The 21,040-nt window shown below is 50.4% G+C and carries 18 protein-coding genes and 1 pseudogene; 4 read left to right on the top strand and 15 right to left on the bottom strand.

All coding sequences use genetic code 11. The features are described 5' to 3' along the window. The 7 genes and pseudogenes from OGY19_RS06185 to apbC all read right to left on the bottom strand — a co-directional run. Positions 1-287, bottom strand: a pseudogene (locus OGY19_RS06185) (IS1-like element IS1A family transposase); the annotation flags it as partial. 28 nt (positions 288-315) lie between these two features. Next, positions 316-660 carry a hypothetical protein gene (locus OGY19_RS06190; RefSeq protein ID WP_286596271.1) on the bottom strand — a complete coding sequence of 115 codons (345 nt, stop codon included), beginning with the start codon at positions 658-660 and terminating at the stop codon, positions 316-318. 133 nt (positions 661-793) lie between these two features. Beyond that, positions 794-3,274, bottom strand: coding sequence for a fimbrial biogenesis outer membrane usher protein (locus OGY19_RS06195; RefSeq protein WP_115601790.1), 2,481 nt, complete (start codon positions 3,272-3,274; stop codon positions 794-796). A 12-nt stretch (positions 3,275-3,286) separates the two neighbouring features. Beyond that, positions 3,287-3,970, bottom strand: coding sequence for a fimbria/pilus periplasmic chaperone (locus OGY19_RS06200; protein WP_115601789.1), 684 nt, complete (start codon positions 3,968-3,970; stop codon positions 3,287-3,289). Between the two features lie 47 nt (positions 3,971-4,017). After that, complete coding sequence (locus tag OGY19_RS06205; RefSeq protein WP_061068153.1) at positions 4,018-4,566, bottom strand: fimbrial protein; 549 nt, start codon at positions 4,564-4,566, stop codon at positions 4,018-4,020. Positions 4,567-4,843: 277 nt separating this feature from the next. After that, positions 4,844-5,125 (bottom strand): DUF2574 family protein, encoded by a 282-nt coding sequence (locus OGY19_RS06210; RefSeq protein ID WP_071887363.1) that lies wholly within the window; start codon positions 5,123-5,125, stop codon positions 4,844-4,846. 263 nt (positions 5,126-5,388) lie between these two features. Then, complete coding sequence (apbC, locus tag OGY19_RS06215; RefSeq protein WP_048211189.1) at positions 5,389-6,498, bottom strand: iron-sulfur cluster carrier protein ApbC; 1,110 nt, start codon at positions 6,496-6,498, stop codon at positions 5,389-5,391. 164 nt (positions 6,499-6,662) lie between these two features. On the opposite strand from apbC, the gene metG reads away from it, so the two are divergent. Further along, on the top strand, positions 6,663-8,696 hold the full coding sequence (gene metG / locus OGY19_RS06220) for a methionine--tRNA ligase (RefSeq protein WP_048211188.1): 2,034 nt from the start codon (positions 6,663-6,665) through the stop codon (positions 8,694-8,696). A gap of 115 nt (positions 8,697-8,811) precedes the next feature. Here the strand turns inward: metG and OGY19_RS06225 are convergent, their stop codons facing one another. The 3 genes from OGY19_RS06225 to OGY19_RS06235 are packed head-to-tail and all read right to left on the bottom strand — an operon-like array spanning position 8,812 to position 11,730. Then, complete coding sequence (locus OGY19_RS06225) at positions 8,812-9,282, bottom strand: YehS family protein (protein ID WP_005129173.1); 471 nt, start codon at positions 9,280-9,282, stop codon at positions 8,812-8,814. A gap of 46 nt (positions 9,283-9,328) precedes the next feature. Continuing rightward, entirely contained in the window at positions 9,329-10,048 is a 720-nt protein-coding gene (gene btsR, locus OGY19_RS06230; protein WP_005129174.1) for a two-component system response regulator BtsR, read from the bottom strand. Beyond that, complete coding sequence (locus tag OGY19_RS06235; protein WP_061068154.1) at positions 10,045-11,730, bottom strand: sensor histidine kinase; 1,686 nt, start codon at positions 11,728-11,730, stop codon at positions 10,045-10,047. Before OGY19_RS06235 ends, btsR begins: the two co-directional genes overlap by 4 nt. A 225-nt stretch (positions 11,731-11,955) precedes the next feature. On the opposite strand from OGY19_RS06235, the gene mlrA reads away from it, so the two are divergent. Then, positions 11,956-12,687 (top strand): HTH-type transcriptional regulator MlrA, encoded by a 732-nt coding sequence (gene mlrA / locus OGY19_RS06240; RefSeq protein ID WP_048211186.1) that lies wholly within the window; start codon positions 11,956-11,958, stop codon positions 12,685-12,687. A gap of 51 nt (positions 12,688-12,738) precedes the next feature. Further along, a complete protein-coding gene (locus tag OGY19_RS06245) occupies positions 12,739-12,846 on the top strand; it encodes a protein YohO (protein ID WP_003027354.1) in 108 nt (35 codons plus the stop codon). On the opposite strand, the gene OGY19_RS06250 is transcribed toward OGY19_RS06245, so the two are convergent. The 5 genes from OGY19_RS06250 to bglX form a co-directional block, all read right to left on the bottom strand. Then, positions 12,827-13,558: an ABC transporter permease gene (locus OGY19_RS06250; protein WP_115601788.1), complete on the bottom strand. Its 732-nt coding sequence runs from the start codon at positions 13,556-13,558 to the stop codon at positions 12,827-12,829. The two genes, OGY19_RS06245 and OGY19_RS06250, sit on opposite strands and share 20 nt — an antisense overlap. Continuing rightward, entirely contained in the window at positions 13,542-14,489 is a 948-nt protein-coding gene (locus OGY19_RS06255) for an ABC transporter ATP-binding protein (protein WP_115601787.1), read from the bottom strand. The genes OGY19_RS06250 and OGY19_RS06255 overlap by 17 nt, the downstream gene beginning before the upstream one ends. After that, positions 14,482-15,675 carry an ABC transporter permease gene (locus tag OGY19_RS06260; RefSeq protein WP_286596272.1) on the bottom strand — a complete coding sequence of 398 codons (1,194 nt, stop codon included), beginning with the start codon at positions 15,673-15,675 and terminating at the stop codon, positions 14,482-14,484. Before OGY19_RS06260 ends, OGY19_RS06255 begins: the two co-directional genes overlap by 8 nt. Then, a complete protein-coding gene (gene osmF / locus OGY19_RS06265; protein WP_115601785.1) occupies positions 15,663-16,580 on the bottom strand; it encodes a glycine betaine ABC transporter substrate-binding protein OsmF in 918 nt (305 codons plus the stop codon). Before osmF ends, OGY19_RS06260 begins: the two co-directional genes overlap by 13 nt. A gap of 195 nt (positions 16,581-16,775) precedes the next feature. After that, positions 16,776-19,073, bottom strand: a complete 2,298-nt coding sequence (gene bglX / locus OGY19_RS06270; RefSeq protein WP_115601784.1) for a beta-glucosidase BglX — start codon at positions 19,071-19,073, stop codon at positions 16,776-16,778. A gap of 232 nt (positions 19,074-19,305) precedes the next feature. Between bglX and dld the strand changes: the two genes are divergently transcribed. Then, positions 19,306-21,018: a D-lactate dehydrogenase gene (gene dld, locus OGY19_RS06275; RefSeq protein ID WP_061068158.1), complete on the top strand. Its 1,713-nt coding sequence runs from the start codon at positions 19,306-19,308 to the stop codon at positions 21,016-21,018. Positions 21,019-21,040 lie beyond the last annotated feature (22 nt).

Here is a 21,040-nt window from a genome sequence, read left to right on the forward strand (position 1 = left end):
TATGCGCGAGGTTACCGACTGCGGCCTGAGTTTTTTAAGTGACGTAAAATCGTGTTGAGGCCAACGCCCATAATGCGGGCAGTTGCCCGGCATCCAACGCCATTCATGGCCATATCAATGATTTTCTGGTGCGTACCGGGTTGAGAAGCGGTGTAAGTGAACTGCAGTTGCCATGTTTTACGGCAGTGAGAGCAGAGATAGCGCTGATGTCCGGCGGTGCTTTTGCCGTTACGCACCACCCCGTCAGTAGCTGAACAGGAGGGACAGCTGATAGAAACAGAAGCCACTGGAGCACCTCAAAAACACCATCATACACTAAATCAGTAAGTTGGCAGCATCACCCTGGATGCCTTCATTTATATTTTTTGCCTTTTGACTTACCCCAGTAGCTTTTGAAACAACATCAAAAGTTAAGGTAATTTCTGCCTTATTTATTTTTCCTATATCCATCTCTGTAAAAGAGTTTTTTTTATCATACAAGATATGTGCAGGGTCAGAAGAAAATGTAGCCCTCAAATATATGTCACCAGCATCAGCATGGTATACATAATAGGTTTCCCTAGGAAATTCTATACTAAATACAGTTCCCCCCCCCCATGTCAAATAAATTTCTACATATAGGCTTATGCGTAAATTTAAAATTGGATATATTGACAACATTGCCTTTCATATTATTAAGCTTTAATTCATCGCCAGACACATAGGTTTCAGCCCCATTAGAAATATAACAATGACTACTTGCACCAAAACTAATTAATGCAATTAAAAAAAACAAATATTTCATATCCACCTCTCACCGACAAATATAAACTTTACTTTCATCAATCGTTTTGCCGAAAGTGATTGAGCATGAAAGTCCCTGTTGTTTATCGACCGCCACTTTTATCACCGATGGCACTTCATTGGTGCGAATAAAAAGCTGGCTTCCCTGGCCTACTACGCCAATATTGTGTCCATGATTGTCTTCAACTTCATAACCAAACGTCAGCGGTAAACCATCAGGGCGCTGCGCCCGGATATACCACGGTTTACGCTGGTCAGTATCAAATGTTGTCAGCACTACCGCACCGCGATATGGCGCAACGTTGCGGCGGTTCCCCTGCAGATCGGTTTCACTATTGGTATTGGACACATCCAGCATCAGATGGTTTTCGCGATAAGGCGTTAAGCCGTCGTAAACCACCACGCCATTGTGGTCAGTGGTGCGATATTTCTGCCCGTTCACATACGCCCCTTCCAGACCAGGCGCATGCATGACGGCAAACGTTTCTGACAGTCTGTTGGCTAAATTCACGCCACCAGACCAGGCCACAAGGCCACCTGAAATACTGCCGCCAGTTTGTGTGTATTTAGACGACTGACTGTAGCTGCCGTTAAGCGTCGCAACTGGCGCATTCCACGTCAGATTGCCGCCTGCTGTTGTTTCACTACCCTGCCGCTGATGGCTCAGATTCACCCCATAGTTAAACTGATCGCGACTGCCTGCGGTGCCCGAAAGTCCGGTATTGTTGGACGCAAAACCATCATCATCAAACGTCGTGGAATTAGACACATATAAATGCCTGCGTGGAGCGCTAATATCATCTCCCCAATCGAAAGGTATAGAGATAAAGACGTTAAAACGTTTATCTTCATGATGATCTTCATCGTAAGTCTGGCTGGCGGAAAAGGTATAGCTAATCCGTTGCCAGCTATTGGAATAACTCACCTGATAATCTTTACTGTTACCGCTCCGTCCCCAGTAATCGCGCCACAGCGTACTGAGCGAAAACGAGCCCCAACCTTGCGGCAAAGACTGGCTGACGTTAGCCGAAAAGCTGTTTTTACGACCAAAATCATTCTGGTAATAATCCGCGATGTCGTACACATCATTTTCATCGCGATGGTAGTTGTTCTTATTGTTTGCCCAGACATGATCGTTAAATGTCCGATAATCCCGTGATGAGTAGCGATAAGCTGCCAGGCCAAAACGGGTGGCGGTTTGCGTCAAATATTTGTTATAGGCAATCTGGTAGCTCTGCCCGTCAAACACATCACCATTATCCTGTTTGCTGTGCGATTGTGTCGCATCGACGGAAATCGCGCCGATACGTGTATTCCAGCCGGTTCCAAGCGTAAACGCATTGTAGTTATCTGCCAGCATGGTGCCGCCATACAGCGTTAACAGATTATTCAGCCCGTATTGGTAGCTCATCTGCGCAAAATCGGTCTGGTTGCTGGCGCCTTCGATATGGCTACGTCCAGCGGCAAAATCATATTTTGAGACCCCCGGCTGCAGCATATTGGGCACCGCAGCGTACGGTACCAGATAGGTTGTTACCGAGCCGTCAGCCTCTTTGATACTGACGTCAAGATCCGCTCCCCCTCCAGCCAGCTGCAAATCAGCAATGGAGAACGGGCCAGGCGGAACCTCTTTCTGGTAAACCACAAAACCGTTTTGTTCGATGGTAACCAGCGCGTTGCTTTGCGCAATCCCCTGAACCAGCGGCGTAAAATTCTGCTTTGAGTTTGGCAGCATCTGCATATCGCGATACAGCCGCACGCCACGAAAGCGCACTGCGTCAAAAATATCTGATGAGGTATACATATCCCCGGCACGCAGAGTGCCCAGAATTTGCGGGATGCCACGTTCCAGATACAGGGTATTACTTTTCCACTCCCCGTTGCTGTCATCGGTTTTGTTATAGCTGGCATCGGAATGCAACTGCCAGCCCAGCAGATTTAACCCACTGGTAAAGCGTGCATAGGTACTTTTACTGTTACCAGAATCCTTATAGTCGCTGTAATACTGGCTGGCATAGTACGAGGTATAGAAGGCATTGATGCCACGATCCCAGTTTTCCGGAGGAACATAGCCATTCTCAAGCTCATCGACATACGCCTGCGGTACGCTGAGATCAAGACGAAACGTGCCGATATTCCAGGCGTAACTGCCTCCCTGTACCGCCTGCTTTAGGGTTGGGCATTCATTCTGCTGGTCCAATGCTTGTGTATTTATCCCCAGACGCGTTAATGCGTCACGGGATAAACAGGTGTCATCCGGATTATCCTTAACGGTTATTTCATACTTACCACGCCACTGCTTATTGACGTAGATATCAATATCATATTGGCCTGGCAGTGGTTGGTTATCATCGAGGCGAAAATTTGAGACTTTTTCGCCTTTCATACCGCCCATCATAAAGTGGGTGTCAAACGTATCTTCTGCGGCCTGGGCGTCAATGCCAACCAACAACAGCAGTATTGCCGAAGCAAGCGGAGTCATCCTTAACATAACCAGCTCCTGTTATTTTAGGCTGACGTTATCACTAATATAATTGCCGTGATCGTCAATAATGGTCATTTTATACTGATTGGCATTAGTATTTTTCAATACCACATTCGCACTGGAGAGCGGAGCAAGCATAATACTTTCATTGTTGATTTTGACATTATTAGCTTTAACTTCTGTCACCGTAACCCAGTTAGCAGCATCATTTCTGATAGAATAACTATTACCACTGCGTGTTAACGCCAGTTTATGGAAAGTATTTTTATTAACGGCGGCAATACCTTTTGGCCGATAAAAAAGTTTAATTCGATTCTGCATGGCGAATTTGAGTACATTTTTTCCGGCGCTATCAGGATTATTCGGTGGAATATCCAGTACATTAAGAAAAAATAAACTCTCTTTATCGTTAGGCAGCGTATTCGGCATTTTTTTAATTTTCAACTGCTGGCCTGAATCTCCGGGAATCTTCGCTACTGGAGGTGTAAGCATAAAGGGTACGTTAATTTTTTCCGGCGGTAATGACGTATTGCCGTCATCAATCCATGATTGCACCAGTGACGAACGCTCCCCTTGGTTCATCAACTGTACCAGAACTTCATTTTTTTCTGCTGGGTAGATTACGCGAGTACCATAAATCACGATCCCTGCGTGTCCAGAAAAAGAGCATATCACAAGCATTGAGATAAATATTCGTTTCATACGGTGCCATCCAAAATAATGCCGGTAATAATTACCGGCAAAATAATTTATTCAGCCGAAACAGAAAAAGTGACTGTGGCGCTAAGTTGACCATTTTTAACCGGATTTAAATTCAATCGAGAATAGTCGGCATCAAAATTCAAAGTATAGATCTCCCCTTCCCCTCCCAGCGTTTTATTTAAAGATGAAATATCAATAACGCCAGTTTTATCAATATGCTTTTCGTCCATTTTAAGTTTGAAACCAACGTTAGTATCCGCCCCTGTTGACGGTTTAATAATGCCGCCATCACCAAAAACAACATTTGTGATATTAATGCTTGTTAACTTCGAATTCCCAGGGCAAATTATCTTCATATTTGTTGCTTTTTGGGCATTGCCTTCAACCACCTCCCCGACCGCTTTATTGGCGAAAAGTGATGCATCAACGGCATTCAATTGAAGAATTTCAGAGTCTTTGCCACTGTCAAAATAGCAAGAAGATCCTTTAATTTCCCCATTAATAGTTAGAGTACCCTCTTCATTATTAGCAGCAAAAACCCCAGCGCTCATAAATACAGCAGACAAGACAGCAGCAGAAATAATTGAACGTTTCATAATATCTTCCTTAATGAATTAATTTCGATTTGTTAAGAGGGGTTATCTCTTGAAATTAAATTCTCACAGGTGAAACGTTGCCGCAATGTAAACACGTTGTTTTATTGATTTAAAACAAGTTACAAATCGCAATATACATGTAACAAATAAATCAGGATTTGTATTATTTTCAGGATTAATAAATTTATGCGATTAACTGTCTGGATAAATTTATTCTATGCATAGAAAACCACATATCATTCATTAAAATGATATGTGGTTAATAAAGGCGTTCTTTTTAATCGTAGCGATTGAGTACGATCTGTCGCGTGGTATCGCCAGGGACTGTAACCATTTCCGTCACCACCCCACGTGCTGGTGAAGAAGCGACATTGTTAACAGTTGAAAAATGGAACGTCTTACCACACCGCTGTTGCACGTCGTTATTCACAACATCGGTACTACAGGTTGGTTCGGTTACTCGTCCACTGATTGTTAAGGTCGCGGTATCGGAAGCAAACGCAGATGCACTTATTCCATAAGTCAGAATTATAGTTCCCATCAGCGAGCTAATTTTCATTTTTATCGTCACCTCTGTGGTTAACATCAAATAATATGCAGATGGCCTGTCAGCGTAATACGGGTGAAACGCGCTGTTCAATCCAATGGAAATTATAGATTAATGAGATCAATTTGATCAATTACAATGATGCATTGAGGGCGTTCATTCAGAAAAAGACATGGTTTATTAAGGCAGGATGAAATATATCGTGGACTTTTTAGCTCAATATATTCACCACATCAATATATTATTGATGTGGTGAATATTTGTAACACTGTTAATTACACGGCGCGGAAGGCGATCTCACCAGGGATAACTTCTCCCTGCCAGTAAAGCTGGGCAGCAACACGCCCTGCCAGGCTGCGGTAAATCGCGGTGAATTCACTGTCGGGACGACTGATAACCGTCGGCATACCGCGGTCGAGATCTTCACGCAAGGAAATATGCAGCGGCATTTGTCCCAGCAGTTGGGTATGATACTGCTCGGCCAGTTTCTGCGCGCCACCCGTGCCGAAAATCGGTTCATGATGACCGCAGTTGCTGCAAATATGCATGCTCATATTTTCAACAATACCCAGCACTGGTACTTCCACTTTTTCGAACATCACGATGCCTTTTTTCGCATCGATCAGCGCAATGTCCTGCGGCGTAGTCACCACAACAGCACCCGTTACCGGAATGTTCTGCGCCAGCGTCAACTGGATGTCACCCGTACCCGGCGGCATATCCAGTACCAGGTAATCCAGATCTGGCCATAAGGTTTCCTGCAGCATCTGCAGCAGCGCTTTACTGGCCATCGGGCCGCGCCACACCATCGCGTTATCGTCAGTGACCAGATAACCAATGGAGTTCGTCGCCAGACCGTGAGACATGATCGGCGCCATATGAGTGCCGTCTGGCGAGGTTGGACGCTGATTTTCCGCACCAAGCATTGTCGGGATAGACGGACCATAAATATCGGCGTCCAGAATACCTACCTTCGCTCCTTCCGCAGCCAGCGCCAGCGCCAGGTTCACGGCGGTAGAGGATTTACCCACACCGCCTTTACCCGAACTGACGGCGATGATATTTTTCACACCATTAATACCCGGCTGGTTTTTCACACGCTTCAGCGTCGCGATGTTATGCGACAGCTTCCAGTCAATGGCTTTCGCACCGGTAATGCGCAGCAGATCGGCGCTACATTGCTCTTTTAAGTCCTCAAACGCGCTATGCCAGACAAACGGCATGACCAGCTCAACGTGCAACGTGTCATCCATCCAGGCGACGTGATGCAACGCTTTAAGCGTCGTCAGATTATGCTTCAGGGTTGAATGCTGAAAATTCGCCAGCGTCCCGGCAACCATCGCGCGCAGGGTCTCTGGTGATTTGGCCTGGGATTGTGCGTTCATCCCGACTCCTTTTTGTTGTTCTGAATATACAATAGTCACCAGGTAGTTTACTCCAACCGCAACAATTATTCATTTACGGATAAATGCCCTTATCGCTTGGCGCAGTAATTACCATTTTGGTACTATCAAAGCCCTTTTCACTACAAAAGAAGTAATTGCCCACTATGACTCAAGTCGCGAAGAAAATTCTGGTAACGTGCGCGCTGCCGTACGCCAACGGCTCAATCCACCTCGGCCATATGCTGGAGCACATCCAGGCTGATGTCTGGGTCCGTTACCAGCGAATGCGCGGCCACCAGGTTAACTTCATCTGCGCGGACGACGCACACGGTACGCCAATCATGCTGAAAGCACAGCAGCTTGGGATCACGCCAGAGCAGATGATCGGTGAAATGAGTCAGGAGCATCAGACTGATTTTGCAGGTTTTGACATTAGCTATGACAACTACCACTCAACGCACAGCGAAGAGAACCGTGAGCTGTCTGAGCTGATTTACACACGCCTGAAGGAGAACGGTTTTATTAAGAACCGTACGATTTCCCAGCTTTACGACCCGGAAAAAGGTATGTTCCTGCCGGATCGTTTCGTTAAAGGCACCTGCCCGAAATGTAAATCTCCGGATCAGTACGGCGATAACTGTGAAGTCTGCGGCGCAACCTACAGCCCGACTGAACTTATCGAGCCGAAATCCGTTGTGTCTGGCGCGACGCCGGTAATGCGTGACTCCGAGCACTTTTTCTTTGACCTGCCGTCGTTCAGCGAAATGCTGCAGGCGTGGACGCGCAGCGGTGCGTTGCAGGAGCAAGTGGCGAACAAAATGCAGGAGTGGTTTGAATCCGGCCTGCAGCAGTGGGATATTTCCCGCGATTCACCGTACTTCGGTTTTGAAATCCCGAATGCACCGGGCAAGTATTTCTACGTCTGGCTGGATGCGCCAATTGGCTACATGGGCTCGTTCAAAAACCTGTGCGACAAGCGTGGCGACACAACCAGCTTTGATGAGTACTGGAAGAAAGACTCCGACGCCGAGCTGTATCACTTCATCGGTAAAGATATCGTCTACTTCCACAGCCTGTTCTGGCCTGCCATGCTGGAAGGCAGTAATTTCCGTAAGCCGACCAACCTGTTCGTTCACGGGTATGTGACGGTAAACGGCGCGAAGATGTCCAAGTCTCGCGGAACCTTCATTAAAGCCAGCACCTGGCTGAAACACTTTGATGCCGACAGTTTGCGTTACTACTACACCGCGAAACTCTCTTCGCGCATTGATGATATCGACCTGAATCTGGAAGACTTTGTCCAGCGCGTTAACGCCGATATCGTTAACAAAGTGGTCAACCTGGCGTCGCGTAACGCGGGCTTTATTGCTAAGCGTTTTGACGGCATTCTGGCTGCTGAACTGGCCGATCCGGCACTGTACAAAACCTTTACCGACGCCGCAGCGGTAATTGGCGAAGCGTGGGAAAGCCGTGAATTCGGGAAAGCAATCCGCGAAATCATGGCGCTGGCCGACGTGGCGAACCGCTACGTTGACGAACAGGCACCGTGGGTCGTGGCTAAACAGGAAGGCCGTGACGCCGACCTGCAGGCAATTTGCTCCATGGGTATTAACCTGTTCCGCGTTCTGATGACGTACCTGAAACCGGTACTGCCGACGCTTGCTGAACGTGTTGAGGCATTCCTGAACAGCGACCTGTCCTGGGATGCCATTGAGCAACCGCTGCTCGGTCACAAGGTCAACACCTTTAAGGCGCTCTACAACCGTATCGACATGAAACAGGTAGAAGCGCTGGTGGAAGCCTCCAAAGAAGAAGTGAAAGCCGCAGCCACACCGGTGACCGGCCCGCTGGCGGATGACCCTATCCAGGACACTATCACCTTTGACGATTTCGCTAAAGTTGATCTGCGCGTGGCGCTGATTGAAAACGCCGAGTTCGTGGAAGGTTCCGACAAACTGCTGCGCCTGACGCTGGATCTTGGCGGTGAGAAGCGTAACGTCTTCTCCGGTATTCGCTCCGCCTACCCGGATCCGCAAGCCCTGATTGGTCGCCAGACTATTATGGTGGCGAACCTGGCGCCGCGTAAGATGCGCTTCGGTATCTCTGAAGGGATGGTGATGGCAGCAGGCCCTGGCGGAAAAGACATCTTCCTGTTAAGCCCGGATGACGGTGCTAAACCTGGTCAGCAGGTGAAATAACAAAAAAGCCGGAGATAATCTCCGGCTTTTTTTTGTTTTTTTCCGGCTGTCGGCTTCGCCTTACCCGGCCTACAAATCCCGTAGGTCCTGCAAGCACCGCGCCGCTGGCCAAAAATCACGACTTCGCGTTATGTACTCGCGCAGTTAAACCGCGCAAGAAATAGCGCAAGAATTGATCGCCACATTCGCGATAGTTCTTATGGTCCGGTGCACGCATCATCGCGGTGATTTCCGGCATCGATACGCGAAATTTCTGTTCGGTCATGATGGCCAGAATATCATCAGTTTTCAGTGAAAACGCGATACGCAGTTTTTTCAGCACCGTATTGTTGTTAACACGACGTTCAATCGCCAGTTCCGGCGCAGAATCATCTTTGCCACGCAGATGATAGATAAGACCGTTCAGGAAACCGGAGAGAATGATATCCGGGCAGCGAACAAACCCGTCCTCATCTTCTTTTGTCATCCAGGTGTCGAAACCTGCTGAGGTGGATTCCATCTCAGCAAGCGCAAGAATGCGCACCATATCGTTATTGTTCGCTTTCAGGGTGTAGCGCAGGCTACGAAGAATATCGTTACTTAGCATAGAGCCTTCAACTGTCGGTGATGCAATAGCGCGCAGTGTACCAGTTTTACAGGCCAATCGCCTCTTTTAGACTTTTGAGGTACCGACGGCTCACCGGGACAGTCAGTCCGTTACGTAAAATCAGCTCAGCCTGACCGTTATCTTCCAGACGGATCTCCTGCAAATGGGCCATGTTGACCAGGTATTGTCGGTGGCAGCGCAGCAGCGGAGTACGGCTCTCCAGCGTTCTGAGCGTCAGCTCGGTGAATCCTTCTTTGCCATCGCTACTGGTCACATAAACGCCGCTCATCCGACTGCTGACAAACGCCACATCATCCATTTGCAGCAGATAGATTCGGCTATGACCGCTACATGGAATGAACTTAAGCGCCTGCTGATGTTCCGGCAGTAACGACACATCCTGCTTCGTGCGCTCCTGACGTAAACGGATCAGCGTTTTCTCCAGCCGCGTTTCTTCAATCGGCTTAAGCAGATAATCAAAGGCATGTTCTTCAAAGGCTTTCACTGCATATTCGTCAAAAGCGGTGAGAAAAACGATATACGGGCGATGCTCGGGATCCAGCATACCCACCATTTCCAGCCCGCTGATACGCGGCATCTGGATATCGAGGAACAGCACATCCGGACGCAGCTTATGTACTGCACCAATGGCCTCTACCGCATTCGAACACTCTCCGACTATCTCGATGTCGCTTTGCTCCTGTAACAGGATCCGCAGGTTCTCCCGCGCTAACGGTTCATCATCGACAATCAGCACTTTGATCATGCCAGTTCCTCCAGGGGAAGTCGTAAAGTAATTCGGGTAAAGAGGTCAGGCTCACAGGCTACGCTGATGCCAAAATCATCGCCAAACCGTTCCCGCAGGCGTTTGTCCACCAGACTCATTCCAAGCCCGCTGGACTCAGTCGTGGGCTGATACAGTCCGGCATTATCTTCAATATCCAGCATCAGATACTGCCCTTCCTGACGAGCCGTGATAGAGACTTCTCCGGTATCAAGTAGCTGGGAAGTGCCATGCTTAATCGCATTCTCGACTATCGGTTGCAGAGTAAACGCAGGCAATTGCTGATACGCAAGCGCTTCCGGGACCGTTAAGGTCACCTGCAGACGGGACTGGAATCGTGCCTTTTCAATTTGCAGATAGGCATTTACGTGTTCAATTTCATCAGCCAGCGTCACAATTTCCGACGGTCGTTTTAAATTCTTACGAAAGAAAGTCGAGAGATATTGCACCAGTTGGCTGGCCTGTTCGCTGTCACGACGGATCACGGCTTTAATCGTATTCAACGCGTTAAACAGAAAATGGGGATTAACCTGAGCGTGCAGAAGTTTGATTTCTGACTGCGTCAGCATCGCTTTTTGTCGCTCATATTGTCCGGCCAGGATTTGCGCGGAAAGCAACTGGGCGATCCCTTCTCCCAGCGTGCGGTTAATTGAGCTAAAGAGACGGTTTTTAGCCTCATACAGTTTAATCGTCCCCATCACCCGCTGGTTTTCACCACGCAACGGGATCACCAGCGTCGACCCTAATTTGCATTGCGGATGCAGTGAACAGCGATAAGGCACTTCATTACCATCGGCATACACGACTTCTCCGGTTTCAATCGCCCGTTGGGTATATGAAGAGGATATGGGCTTGCCTGGCAGGTGGTGGTCATCACCAATGCCGGTAAACGCCAGTAACTTCTCGCGGTCAGTAATCGCCACCGCACCGATATCCAACTCTTCATACAGCACCTGAGCGACCTTCATGCTGTTAACCTCGTTAAATCCCTGTCGCAGAATCCCCTCCGTAGAGGCGGCAACTTTTAGCGCAGTGGCAGAAAACGCCGAGGTGTATTTTTCAAACATCGCGCGTTTGTCGAGCAGAATACGCATAAACAACGCAGCGCCAACGGTATTGGTCACCATCATCGGCGCGGCAATGTTACTGACCAGGTGCAAGGCATCCTCAAAGGGACGCGCAATCAGCAAAATGATCAGCATCTGCACCAGCTCGGCGACAAAGGTAATCGCGCCCGCAGTCAGTGGACTAAACACTTTATCAGTACGGCCACGTCGGGTAAGGACACTGTGTACCAGTCCCCCAAGCAGGCCTTCCACGATGGTCGAAATCATGCAACTGAGCGCCGTCATGCCCCCCATCGAATAGCGATGAAGACCGCCGGTCAGGCCAACAAGTCCCCCAACAACAGGACCGCCAAGCAGACCGCCCATCACCGCGCCGATGGCGCGAGTATTCGCAATGGAGTCTTCAATATGCAGCCCAAAGTAGGTGCCCATGATGCAAAAGATGGAGAAGGTGACGTAACACAGAAGTTTGTGCGGCAGTCGTATAGTGACCTGCATCAGCGGGATAAACAGGCGCGTCTTGCTCATTAGCCACGCGATAACGAGAAACACGCACATCTGCTGAAGCAGCAGCAACACCAGATTAAACTCGTACATACCCGCCAACCACACATTTCTTAAAAGCGCGTAACATACATGGGCTGCGCGTAACTTTCTTTGAACTGTTGCAAAAAAACAGGAATTTGTGAGAACGATCACTCGAAAGCGCGAGTATGACGACAATCTCACCCTTCTTTTGATCAAAAAACAGACAAAACTACCTGGTTCGCAAAAGAGCGTCTAAAGTAAAACTGGGACCTCGCGAGCAAGAGTGAGACAACGATGGCGCTTTACACGATAGGTGAAGTGGCTTTGCTTTGTGATATCAACCCTGTCACTTTACGTGCATGGCAGAGGCGTTACGGATTACTAAAACCTCAGCGTACAGACGGGGGGCATCGCCTGTTTAACGATGCGGACATTGACAGGATCCGTGAGATAAAACGCTGGATAAATAATGGCGTTCAGGTCAGTAAAGTTAAAATGTTACTCAGCAATGAGAACATTGATGTGCATAACGGTTGGCGTGAGCAACAAGAAACGCTATTGAGCTATTTGCAAAGTAACAATTTGCACAGCCTCAGGTTGTGGATCAAAGAGCGTGGTCAGGATTACCCTGCGCAAACGCTCAATACGCATTTGTTTATTCCCTTACGCCGACGTCTGCAATGCCAGCAGCCCATTCTTCAGGCGCTATTGGGGATCCTTGACGGTGTGCTCATCAATTATATTGCGATTTGCCTTGCCTCGGCGCGTAAAAAACAGGGTAAAGATGCCCTGGTAGTCGGCTGGAATATCCACGATACCACCCGCTTATGGCTGGAAGGCTGGGTTGCCAGCCAGCAAGGATGGCGTGTTGATGTACTGGCCCACTCGCTCAATCAGCTACGGCCCGAACTGTTTGAAGGACGCACCCTGCTCGTCTGGTGCGGAGAGAACCAAACCCCTGCACAACACCAACAACTGGATGAGTGGCGCGCGTTAGGTCACGATATTTATCCACTCGGTATTTAATATTTTATTAACAAACGTGTACAATCCTTGAATTCACATAAGGAGTACAAAATGAGCGCAGCTAAAATCGGTGTTATAACCCTCTTCCTGCTGATGGCCATCGGTGGTATCGGCGGCGTGATGCTGGCAGGTTATACCTTTATTTTACGTGCCGGGTAAGGTAGTACGCTAATCGCTCAAACCCGCGATCGACAATGACTGCGGCCAATGCGACCAGCAGCGCCCCCTGGATCACATAGGCGGTATTAAACCCGCTTAACCCGATAATAATCGGTGTTCCTAACGTATTCGCACCAACGGTAGAGGCAATCGTTGCGGTGCCAATATTAATAATCACTGACGTGCGAATCCCGGCCAGAATAACCGGTGCCGCGAGCGGAAGTTCGATTTTGCGTAGCCGCTGCCCCTGACTCATGCCCATCCCGCTGGCGATATCTATTACGCTGGCAGAGATCCCTCCCAGCCCTGCCAGCGTTGCCTGTAAGATCGGTAACACCCCATACAGGATCAGCGCGATAATCGCAGGCTCCGGGCCAAACCCCATCACCGGTACGGCGATCGCCAGCACCGCAACCGGCGGAAAAGTTTGCCCCACCGCGGCAATCGTTTCAACCAAAGGTCTGAACTCTACTCCCCATGAGCGGGTTACCGCTACACCTGCCCCAACGCCAATAATGACAGCAATCAGGCTTGAAATGCCCACCAGCGTGAAATGCGCCAGCGCCAGTGCCATAAAGCTCTCTTGCTGATAAACAGGACGCGGCAATTGGGGAAATAACGCGCTGAACAGTGTCTGGCTGTGGGGCAATCCCACCAGCAACACCAGGAACAGCGCAATGAGCCACAGCAGAGGATCAAACAGATGTTTCACTGTGCGGTGTCTCCGAAAGCAGATCGTGAAAATGCAACGTACCACGGGCCACGCCCTGGGCATTAACCACCGGCAACGCATCACAGCCACGGGCGACAAAAACAGATAACGCATCACGTAACGTCATCTCGTCCACCAACGGCTCACCGGCCAACTGTTCACCACGACGGGTAAAATCTCCCACCGTGCGCAATGACAGCAGTCTTACACCCAGTTCACTGTGGCCAAAAAAGGTCCGCACGAAATCATTCACCGGAGCCGTCAACATCGACAGCGGCGTGCCCTGCTGCACCACCTGGCCCGCATCCATTAACACCAGGTGCTCCGCCAGTCTCAGCGCTTCATCGATATCATGCGTCACCAACACGATGGTACGACCCAACAGACGGTGGATACGCGTCATCTCCTGCTGTAGCGCACTGCGTGTTACCGGATCCAGCGCGCCAAAAGGTTCGTCCATCAGCAATACCTGAGGGTCAGCCGCCAGCGCGCGTGCCACACCGACCCGCTGCTGTTGGCCGCCGGAAAGCTGATGCGGATAGCGGTGACGCAAATCCGTTTCCAGCCCCAGCAACGCCATCAGTTCTTCTGTTCGGTCATCAATACGTGCACGTGACCACTTCTGCAGCTGTGGTACGGTGGCAATGTTCTGGGCGACAGTCCAGTGTGGAAATAAGCCAATCGACTGGATGGCATAGCCCATACGTCGTCTTAATTCCAGCACCGGCAGGCTACGGATCTCTTCCCCGGCAAAACGGATCTGCCCACTGTCATGCTCGACCAGCCGGTTGATCATTTTCAACGTGGTGGATTTCCCCGAACCGGAGGTCCCAATTAATACCGAAAAGCTCCCTTCGCCTAAATGCAGATTGAGATCGCTCACGGCCTGTTGCTGGTTATAGGTTTTATTGACATGGCTAAATTCAATCATCGTTTGTCACCTTCAGCAGCGCTAAGCCTAAATCAAACAGCGCATCAATCAGCACTGCCAGTACCACCACCGGAATCACACCCAGTAGCACTAAATCAACGGCGCTACTGAGCAGTCCCTGAAAGACCAACGCGCCAAATCCGCCAGCCCCAATCAATGCGGCAATGACCGCCATCCCCACCGTCTGTACCATCACCACCCGCAAACTACGCAGGAAAACGGGTAGCGCTAACGGAAGCTGCACCGAAAGAAAACGCTGACGCGCGCTCATCCCCATCGCCCGCGCACTTTCCATCACATCACGCGGAACCTGATTCAGCCCGGCCACCACGCCACGAACCAGTGGCAATAAGGCATACAGCACCAGCGCAATCAGCGCCGGCGTCAGGCCCGTTCCCGCTACGCCGAGCAAGCTAAGCCACGGGAAATGCTTAACCAGTCCGGCAAGCGGCGCGATCAACAAACCAAACAACGCGACGGAGGGGATCGTCTGGATGATATTCAGCACAGCAAATATTGGCCCCTGACGCGAAGCAGAAAAGGTGCACCAGATGCCCAGCGGCACACCAATACACAGCGCAGGCACCACTGTACCGAACAGAATAGTCAGGTGCTGCGCCAGAGCATCATCAAAGACATCATGGCGGTTGGCATATTCTTTGAGCAGAGAAAGATCGTTAAGGGTGCCGGTCAGAAGCAGCGCCACTGGCACAATGACAATTTGCGCATGCAGCACCCAGCGCCACAGCGGCTGAGCGGTGATACGCCGAATGGCGTCACTGCCAGCCAGCAACAACACCCCTAGCCCAAGCCAGAAACCGCTCCCCAGGCTGGTTCTGGCGACAGAAGTTCCCGTCTGAGCCAGATGCGTTGCCGTTTTCCCGGCCATAAACAACGCCGCTATCACCAGTAACTGGACAACAACCAGCGTCAATACACTGCCGGATTTACCGGGTATGAAGCATAGAACCACGAGCAGTAAAAGTGTCGCCGCCAGTCCCCACGCCATGTGGGGCCAGACCTCCCAGAGTTGGCAACCTTCACCGGAAACCAGACGATTAGGGGCATAACTGATGAAAGGAAGCGCGGCTGCGGCCACGGTCAGAACCACCAGCAGCAATAGCACCCGATTAACGGATATCTTCGACACAACTCGCACCTGCTGCAAATCCGTTACTTCACCCATCCTTTTTGCTTCAGGTAATCTGCCGCGACTTTTTTCGCATCCAGCCCCTCAACGGCGATACTGGCGTTGAGCTGCTGCAGCGTTTTTTCATCCAGGCTGGCAAATACCGGCTGTAGCCATTCCCCCATTTGCGGGTAGTCTTTCAGCACCGACTCACGCACGACGGGCGCTGGCGCGTAAATCGGCTGAACCCCTTTAGGATCGCTTAATGTTTGCAGCCCCAGCGCGGCAACAGGGCCATCGGTTCCGTAAGCCATTGCGGCATTAACTCCGGAGGTCTGCTGCGCCGCAGCTTTAATTGTCACTGCGGTATCGCCCCCTGCCAGCGACAACAATTGGTTCTGATTGAGTTTGAAGTCATACGCTTTTTCAAACGCAGGCAGCGCGTCAGCCCGTTCGATAAATTCAGCAGAGGCGGCAAGTTTGAACGTTCCCCCGTCTTTCAGGTAACGGCCTAAATCAGCAAGGGACTCAAGTTTGTTCTTTTGCGCGACATCCTGGCGTACCGCAATGGTCCAGGTATTATTGGCAGGTGCAGGAGTAAGCCAGACCAGCTTATTTTGCTCTGCGTCCAGCTTTTTCACTTTGTCGAATCCAGCCTGCGCATTTTTCCACGCGGGATCATTTTCATCTTTAAAAAAGAATGCGCCATTACCGGTATATTCCGGATAAATATCCAGCTCACCGGAGGTGATTGCCCCACGCACCACTGGGGTGGTACCAAGCTGTATTTTATTGACAGTTTTCACGCCATGGCTTTCGAGCACCTGCAAAATAATGTTGCCGAGCAGCGCCCCTTCGGTATCTATTTTTGAACCGACCGTGACGGGTGACGCGGCCTGTAAGGGCAAGCTTATCGTCGCTAACAGCGCCAGCGAACCCACCCAAACTTTTGAGATTATCATGCAGCTCTCCTCATTCTTTTACGGCCCCTTTCAGAGACTTGAGGAAAAAGCATAGTCGAAAAATCAGGGCTTAACCTGGCAATTGGGGAGTAAGAGAGGGATTCGTTAGCAGTAACGAGATGAGAAATAAGAAGCAGACACGGCGCGTACGCCTAAAGATAAAGGCCGGAAACCCGGCCTTTATTCGCTAATCAATTACAGCAGCTCAAATTCGCCCTGCTTCACTCTGGCAGAATCCACGCCGATAAAGACGTTAAACTTGCCCGGTTCGGCATCGTATTGCATACGCTGATTCCAGAACTTCAGCGCTTCAATGTCTATCGGGAAGCTGACGGTCTGGGTTTCACCTGGCTTGAGGTTCACTTTCTCAAAACCTTTCAGCTGTTTGACCGGACGACTCATTGAAGCGGTCACATCCTGCAAATACATCTGAATAACCGTTGCACCTTCGCGCTTGCCGGTGTTGGTCACCTGCACGCTGGCCGTCACGGTCCCGTCACGCTTCATCGTTGGGGAGGAGAGCTTCACATCAGAAACCGTGAACGTGGTGTAGCTCAGACCATAGCCAAAGGGATACAACGGACCATTCGCTTCATCAAAGTAGCGCGACGTGTACTTGTTCGGCTTGTCCGCATTATACGGGCGACCGGTATTGAGATGGCTGTAATAGACCGGGATCTGTCCAACAGAGCGCGGGAAAGACATCGGCAGCTTACCTGACGGGTTGTAATCACCAAACAGCACATCGGCGATGCCGTTACCGCCTTCCGTCCCGGCAAACCAGGTTTCGAGGATCGCATCGGCCTGTTGATCTTCTTTAACCAACGCCAGCGGACGACCGTTCATCAGCACCAGCACCAGTGGTTTACCGGTTGCTTTCAGCGCGGCAATCAGGTCACGCTGACTCTGTGGAATAGTGATATCGGTGCGGCTGGAAGCTTCATGCGCCATACCCTGCGCTTCGCCGACTACCGCAACCACCACGTCAGACTGCTTCGCTGCGTTCACGGCTTCATCGATCATCGCCTGCGGCGAGCGCGGGTCAACCTTCACCGCCTCTTCATACAGATTGAGGAAATCGACAATGCCTTTGTCGTTGGTGATATTCGCCCCTTTGGCGTACAGCACTTTGCCCTTATCACCGACGGCATTTTTAATCCCAGTCAGTACCGTTACCGACTGATCGGCAACACCGGCAGCGGACCAACTGCCCATCACATCACGCTTGCTGTCGGCCAACGGACCGACGACTGCCACGGTGGCGGATTTTTTCAGCGGCAACGTTTCCAGACGGTTTTTCAGCAGCACCAGGCTTTCTCGCGCTACTTCACGCGCCTCTTTACGGTGCAAACGGCTTTCCGCGTTGGTGTCCTGTGGGTCAGATTCTTTGGCCCCCAGATGACTGTACGGGTCATTAAACAGCCCCATATCATATTTTACATTCAGTACATGACGCGCGGCATCATCGAGTTCCGCCATCGTAACCTTGCCCGACTTAATCAGCCCCGGCAGATACTTACTGTAATACTCATCGCTCATACTCATATTGATGCCGGACTTGATCGCCACACGCACCGCATCTTCAGGATCGGAGGCGGTACCGTGCTTAATCAGTTCCTTAATCGCGCCGTGATCGGAAACGGTAATACCCTTAAAGCCCCATTCATCACGCAGCACGTCTTTTAGCAGCCAGGCATCAGAGGTGGCGGGCGTCCCATTCAATGAATTAAGCCCCACCATCACCGCACCGCTACCGGCATCCAGTCCGGCCTTGTATGGCGGCATATAGTCGTTGAATAAACGCTGCGGACTCATATCCACAGTGTTGTACTCTTTTCCGCCCTCAACGGCGCCATAAGCAGCGAAGTGCTTGACGCTGGTCATCACTGAATACCTGTCGGCCGGGCTTTTCCCCTGCATCGCTTCCACCATGGTTTTGCCCATGATGGCGGTCAAATACGTATCTTCACCAAAACCTTCGGATGCACGGCCCCAACGCGGATCGCGAGAGACATCGACCATCGGCGCCCAGGTCATATTCAGACCATCGTCTGCGGCTTCATACGCAGAAATACGGCCAACGGTTCTGACCGCATCGAGATTAAAAGAGGACGCCAGGCCGAGACTTATCGGGAACACAGTACGTTGGCCGTGCAATACGTCGTAGGCAAAAAAGAGAGGAATTTTCAGGCGGCTGAGTTCCATCACCTGATCCTGCATTTTGCGGATATCCTGGCGCGTGACGGTGTTAAAAATCGCCCCAACCTGTCCATCTTTGATCATCTCGCGGATGGCTTCTTTCGGGTTATCAGGTCCGACGCTTATCAACCGCAATTGCCCGATTTTCTCATCCACGGTCATCTGTTTGAGTAAATCGGTCACAAACGCATCCCGCGCTTCAGGCGTCAGTGGATGGTTACCAAACAAGGTGTCCGCCAGCGCTGGTTGCAACGCCAGGCCCACAGCGACACCTACAGAACATAGCCATTTCATGTTGATTCTCTCTTAATTTCTACCCGACGAGGCAGCGAAAATATAACAAAAACCGCAGCTTGCCGTAAGCCTAAACGGGAGTGGGGAAGAAAGCTAAGGATATTCTCTGAATTTTCAAAACCAGCATGAATCAGTGGGATACAACACAGAGACAATGCGAATGAGAAAGCGTATTGTCATACATAGCGCTATGCTTGTTCCTGATATTGAGTCCCACCACAAGGAGTGGAGAATGTCTTCCATTACAACAATTGATAATAAAGCGTTTCTGACTGAATTGACCCGACTGGTCGGCCATTCACACCTGCTCACCGAACCGGCCAAAACTGCCCGTTATCGTAAAGGCTTCCGCTCGGGCCAGGGCGATGCGCTCGCCGTCGTATTCCCTGGCTCGCTATTAGAGCTGTGGCGTGTCCTCAACGCCTGCGTCTCGGCTGACAAAATAATCCTGATGCAAGCCGCCAATACCGGTCTGACCGAAGGCTCTACGCCTAGCGGCAATGATTACGATCGCGACATCGTTATCATCAGCACTCTGCGCCTCGATAAGCTGCACGTCATCGGCAACGGTGAACAGGTGCTGGCTTATCCCGGTACGACACTTTATTCGCTGGAAAAGGCGCTCAAACCTTTTGGCCGTGAGCCACATTCTGTGATCGGCTCTTCCTGTATTGGCGCTTCGGTAATTGGCGGCATTTGCAACAACTCCGGCGGATCGCTGGTGCAACGTGGTCCGGCATACACAGAAATGTCGCTGTTTGCGCGTATTGACGAACAAGGTAAATTGCAGCTGGTCAACCATCTGGGTATCGAGCTGGGTCAGACTCCGGAGCAGATCCTGAGCAAACTTGATGACGAGCGGATCAAAGATGATGATGTCCAGCACGATGGGCGTCATGCACACGATCACGATTACATCACCCGCGTCAGAGATATTGAGGCCGATACGCCGGCACGCTATAACGCAGACCCTGAGCGTTTGTTTGAATCTTCTGGTTGCGCCGGAAAGCTTGCGGTGTTCGCCGTGCGCCTGGATACCTTTGAGGCTGAGAAAAACCAGCAGGTATTTTATATCGGTACCAACCAGCCAGAAGTGCTGACAGAAATCCGTCGTCATATTCTGGCCAAATTTGAACATCTGCCGGTCGCGGGTGAATATATGCACCGCGATATCTATGACATCGCCGAAACCTATGGCAAAGATACGTTTCTGATGATCGACAAACTCGGCACTGACAAAATGCCGTTTTTCTTTACGCTGAAAGGCCGCACCGATGCGATGCTGGAAAAAGTGAAAATTTTCCGCCCGCACTTTACTGACCGGGCGATGCAGAAGTTTGGCCATTTATTCCCCAGCCATTTACCGGCACGGATGAAAAGCTGGCGTGATAAATACGAACATCACCTGCTGTTAAAAATGGCCGGTGGCGGTGTAGCTGAAGCACAAAGCTGGCTGACTGAGTTTTTCAAAACTGCCGAAGGTGATTTCTTTGCCTGTACGCCGGAAGAAGGTAGCAAGGCATTTTTGCACCGCTTCGCAGCGGCGGGCGCGGCCATTCGATATCAGGCCGTCCATGCGGATGAAGTGGAAGATATTCTGGCGCTGGATATTGCGCTGCGTCGTAACGATACCGAATGGTATGAGCACCTGCCGCCGGAAATAGACAGCAAACTGGTGCACAAACTCTATTACGGCCACTTTATGTGCTATGTTTTCCATCAGGATTACATCGTGAAGAAAGGTGTGGATGCTCACGAACTGAAAGAGCAAATGCTAGTGTTACTGCGTGAGCGCGGGGCACAATATCCTGCAGAACATAACGTGGGGCATCTGTATAAAGCACCTGAAACATTGACGCGTTTTTATCGCGAAAACGACCCGACCAACAGTATGAATCCGGGTATTGGCAAAACCAGTAAGCAGAAGTACTGGAAAGAATCGTAGGCCCGATAAGCGTAAGCGCCAT

This window comes from Citrobacter sp. Cy070 (genome assembly GCF_030332245.1).
GTDB classification, from domain to species: Bacteria; Pseudomonadota; Gammaproteobacteria; order Enterobacterales; family Enterobacteriaceae; genus Citrobacter; species Citrobacter youngae.

Excerpts from the sequence above, each read along its gene's own strand:
- OGY19_RS06205 (WP_061068153.1), bottom strand. The coding sequence starts at position 4,566 with ATGAAACGTTCAATTATTTCTGCTGCTGTCTTGTCTGCTGTATTTATG.
- mlrA (WP_048211186.1), top strand. The coding sequence starts at position 11,956 with ATGGCGCTTTACACGATAGGTGAAGTGGCTTTGCTTTGTGATATCAAC.
- OGY19_RS06195 (WP_115601790.1), bottom strand. The coding sequence starts at position 3,274 with ATGTTAAGGATGACTCCGCTTGCTTCGGCAATACTGCTGTTGTTGGTT.
- OGY19_RS06210 (WP_071887363.1), bottom strand. The coding sequence starts at position 5,125 with ATGAAAATTAGCTCGCTGATGGGAACTATAATTCTGACTTATGGAATA.
- metG (WP_048211188.1), top strand. The coding sequence starts at position 6,663 with ATGACTCAAGTCGCGAAGAAAATTCTGGTAACGTGCGCGCTGCCGTAC.
- OGY19_RS06190 (WP_286596271.1), bottom strand. The coding sequence starts at position 660 with ATGTTGTCAATATATCCAATTTTAAATTTACGCATAAGCCTATATGTA.
- OGY19_RS06245 (WP_003027354.1), top strand. The coding sequence starts at position 12,739 with ATGAGCGCAGCTAAAATCGGTGTTATAACCCTCTTCCTGCTGATGGCC.
- btsR (WP_005129174.1), bottom strand. The coding sequence starts at position 10,048 with ATGATCAAAGTGCTGATTGTCGATGATGAACCGTTAGCGCGGGAGAAC.
- apbC (WP_048211189.1), bottom strand. The coding sequence starts at position 6,498 with ATGAACGCACAATCCCAGGCCAAATCACCAGAGACCCTGCGCGCGATG.
- dld (WP_061068158.1), top strand. The coding sequence starts at position 19,306 with ATGTCTTCCATTACAACAATTGATAATAAAGCGTTTCTGACTGAATTG.
- OGY19_RS06225 (WP_005129173.1), bottom strand. The coding sequence starts at position 9,282 with ATGCTAAGTAACGATATTCTTCGTAGCCTGCGCTACACCCTGAAAGCG.
- osmF (WP_115601785.1), bottom strand. The coding sequence starts at position 16,580 with ATGATAATCTCAAAAGTTTGGGTGGGTTCGCTGGCGCTGTTAGCGACG.
- OGY19_RS06200 (WP_115601789.1), bottom strand. The coding sequence starts at position 3,970 with ATGAAACGAATATTTATCTCAATGCTTGTGATATGCTCTTTTTCTGGA.
- OGY19_RS06235 (WP_061068154.1), bottom strand. The coding sequence starts at position 11,730 with ATGTACGAGTTTAATCTGGTGTTGCTGCTGCTTCAGCAGATGTGCGTG.
- OGY19_RS06255 (WP_115601787.1), bottom strand. The coding sequence starts at position 14,489 with ATGATTGAATTTAGCCATGTCAATAAAACCTATAACCAGCAACAGGCC.
- OGY19_RS06260 (WP_286596272.1), bottom strand. The coding sequence starts at position 15,675 with ATGGGTGAAGTAACGGATTTGCAGCAGGTGCGAGTTGTGTCGAAGATA.
- bglX (WP_115601784.1), bottom strand. The coding sequence starts at position 19,073 with ATGAAATGGCTATGTTCTGTAGGTGTCGCTGTGGGCCTGGCGTTGCAA.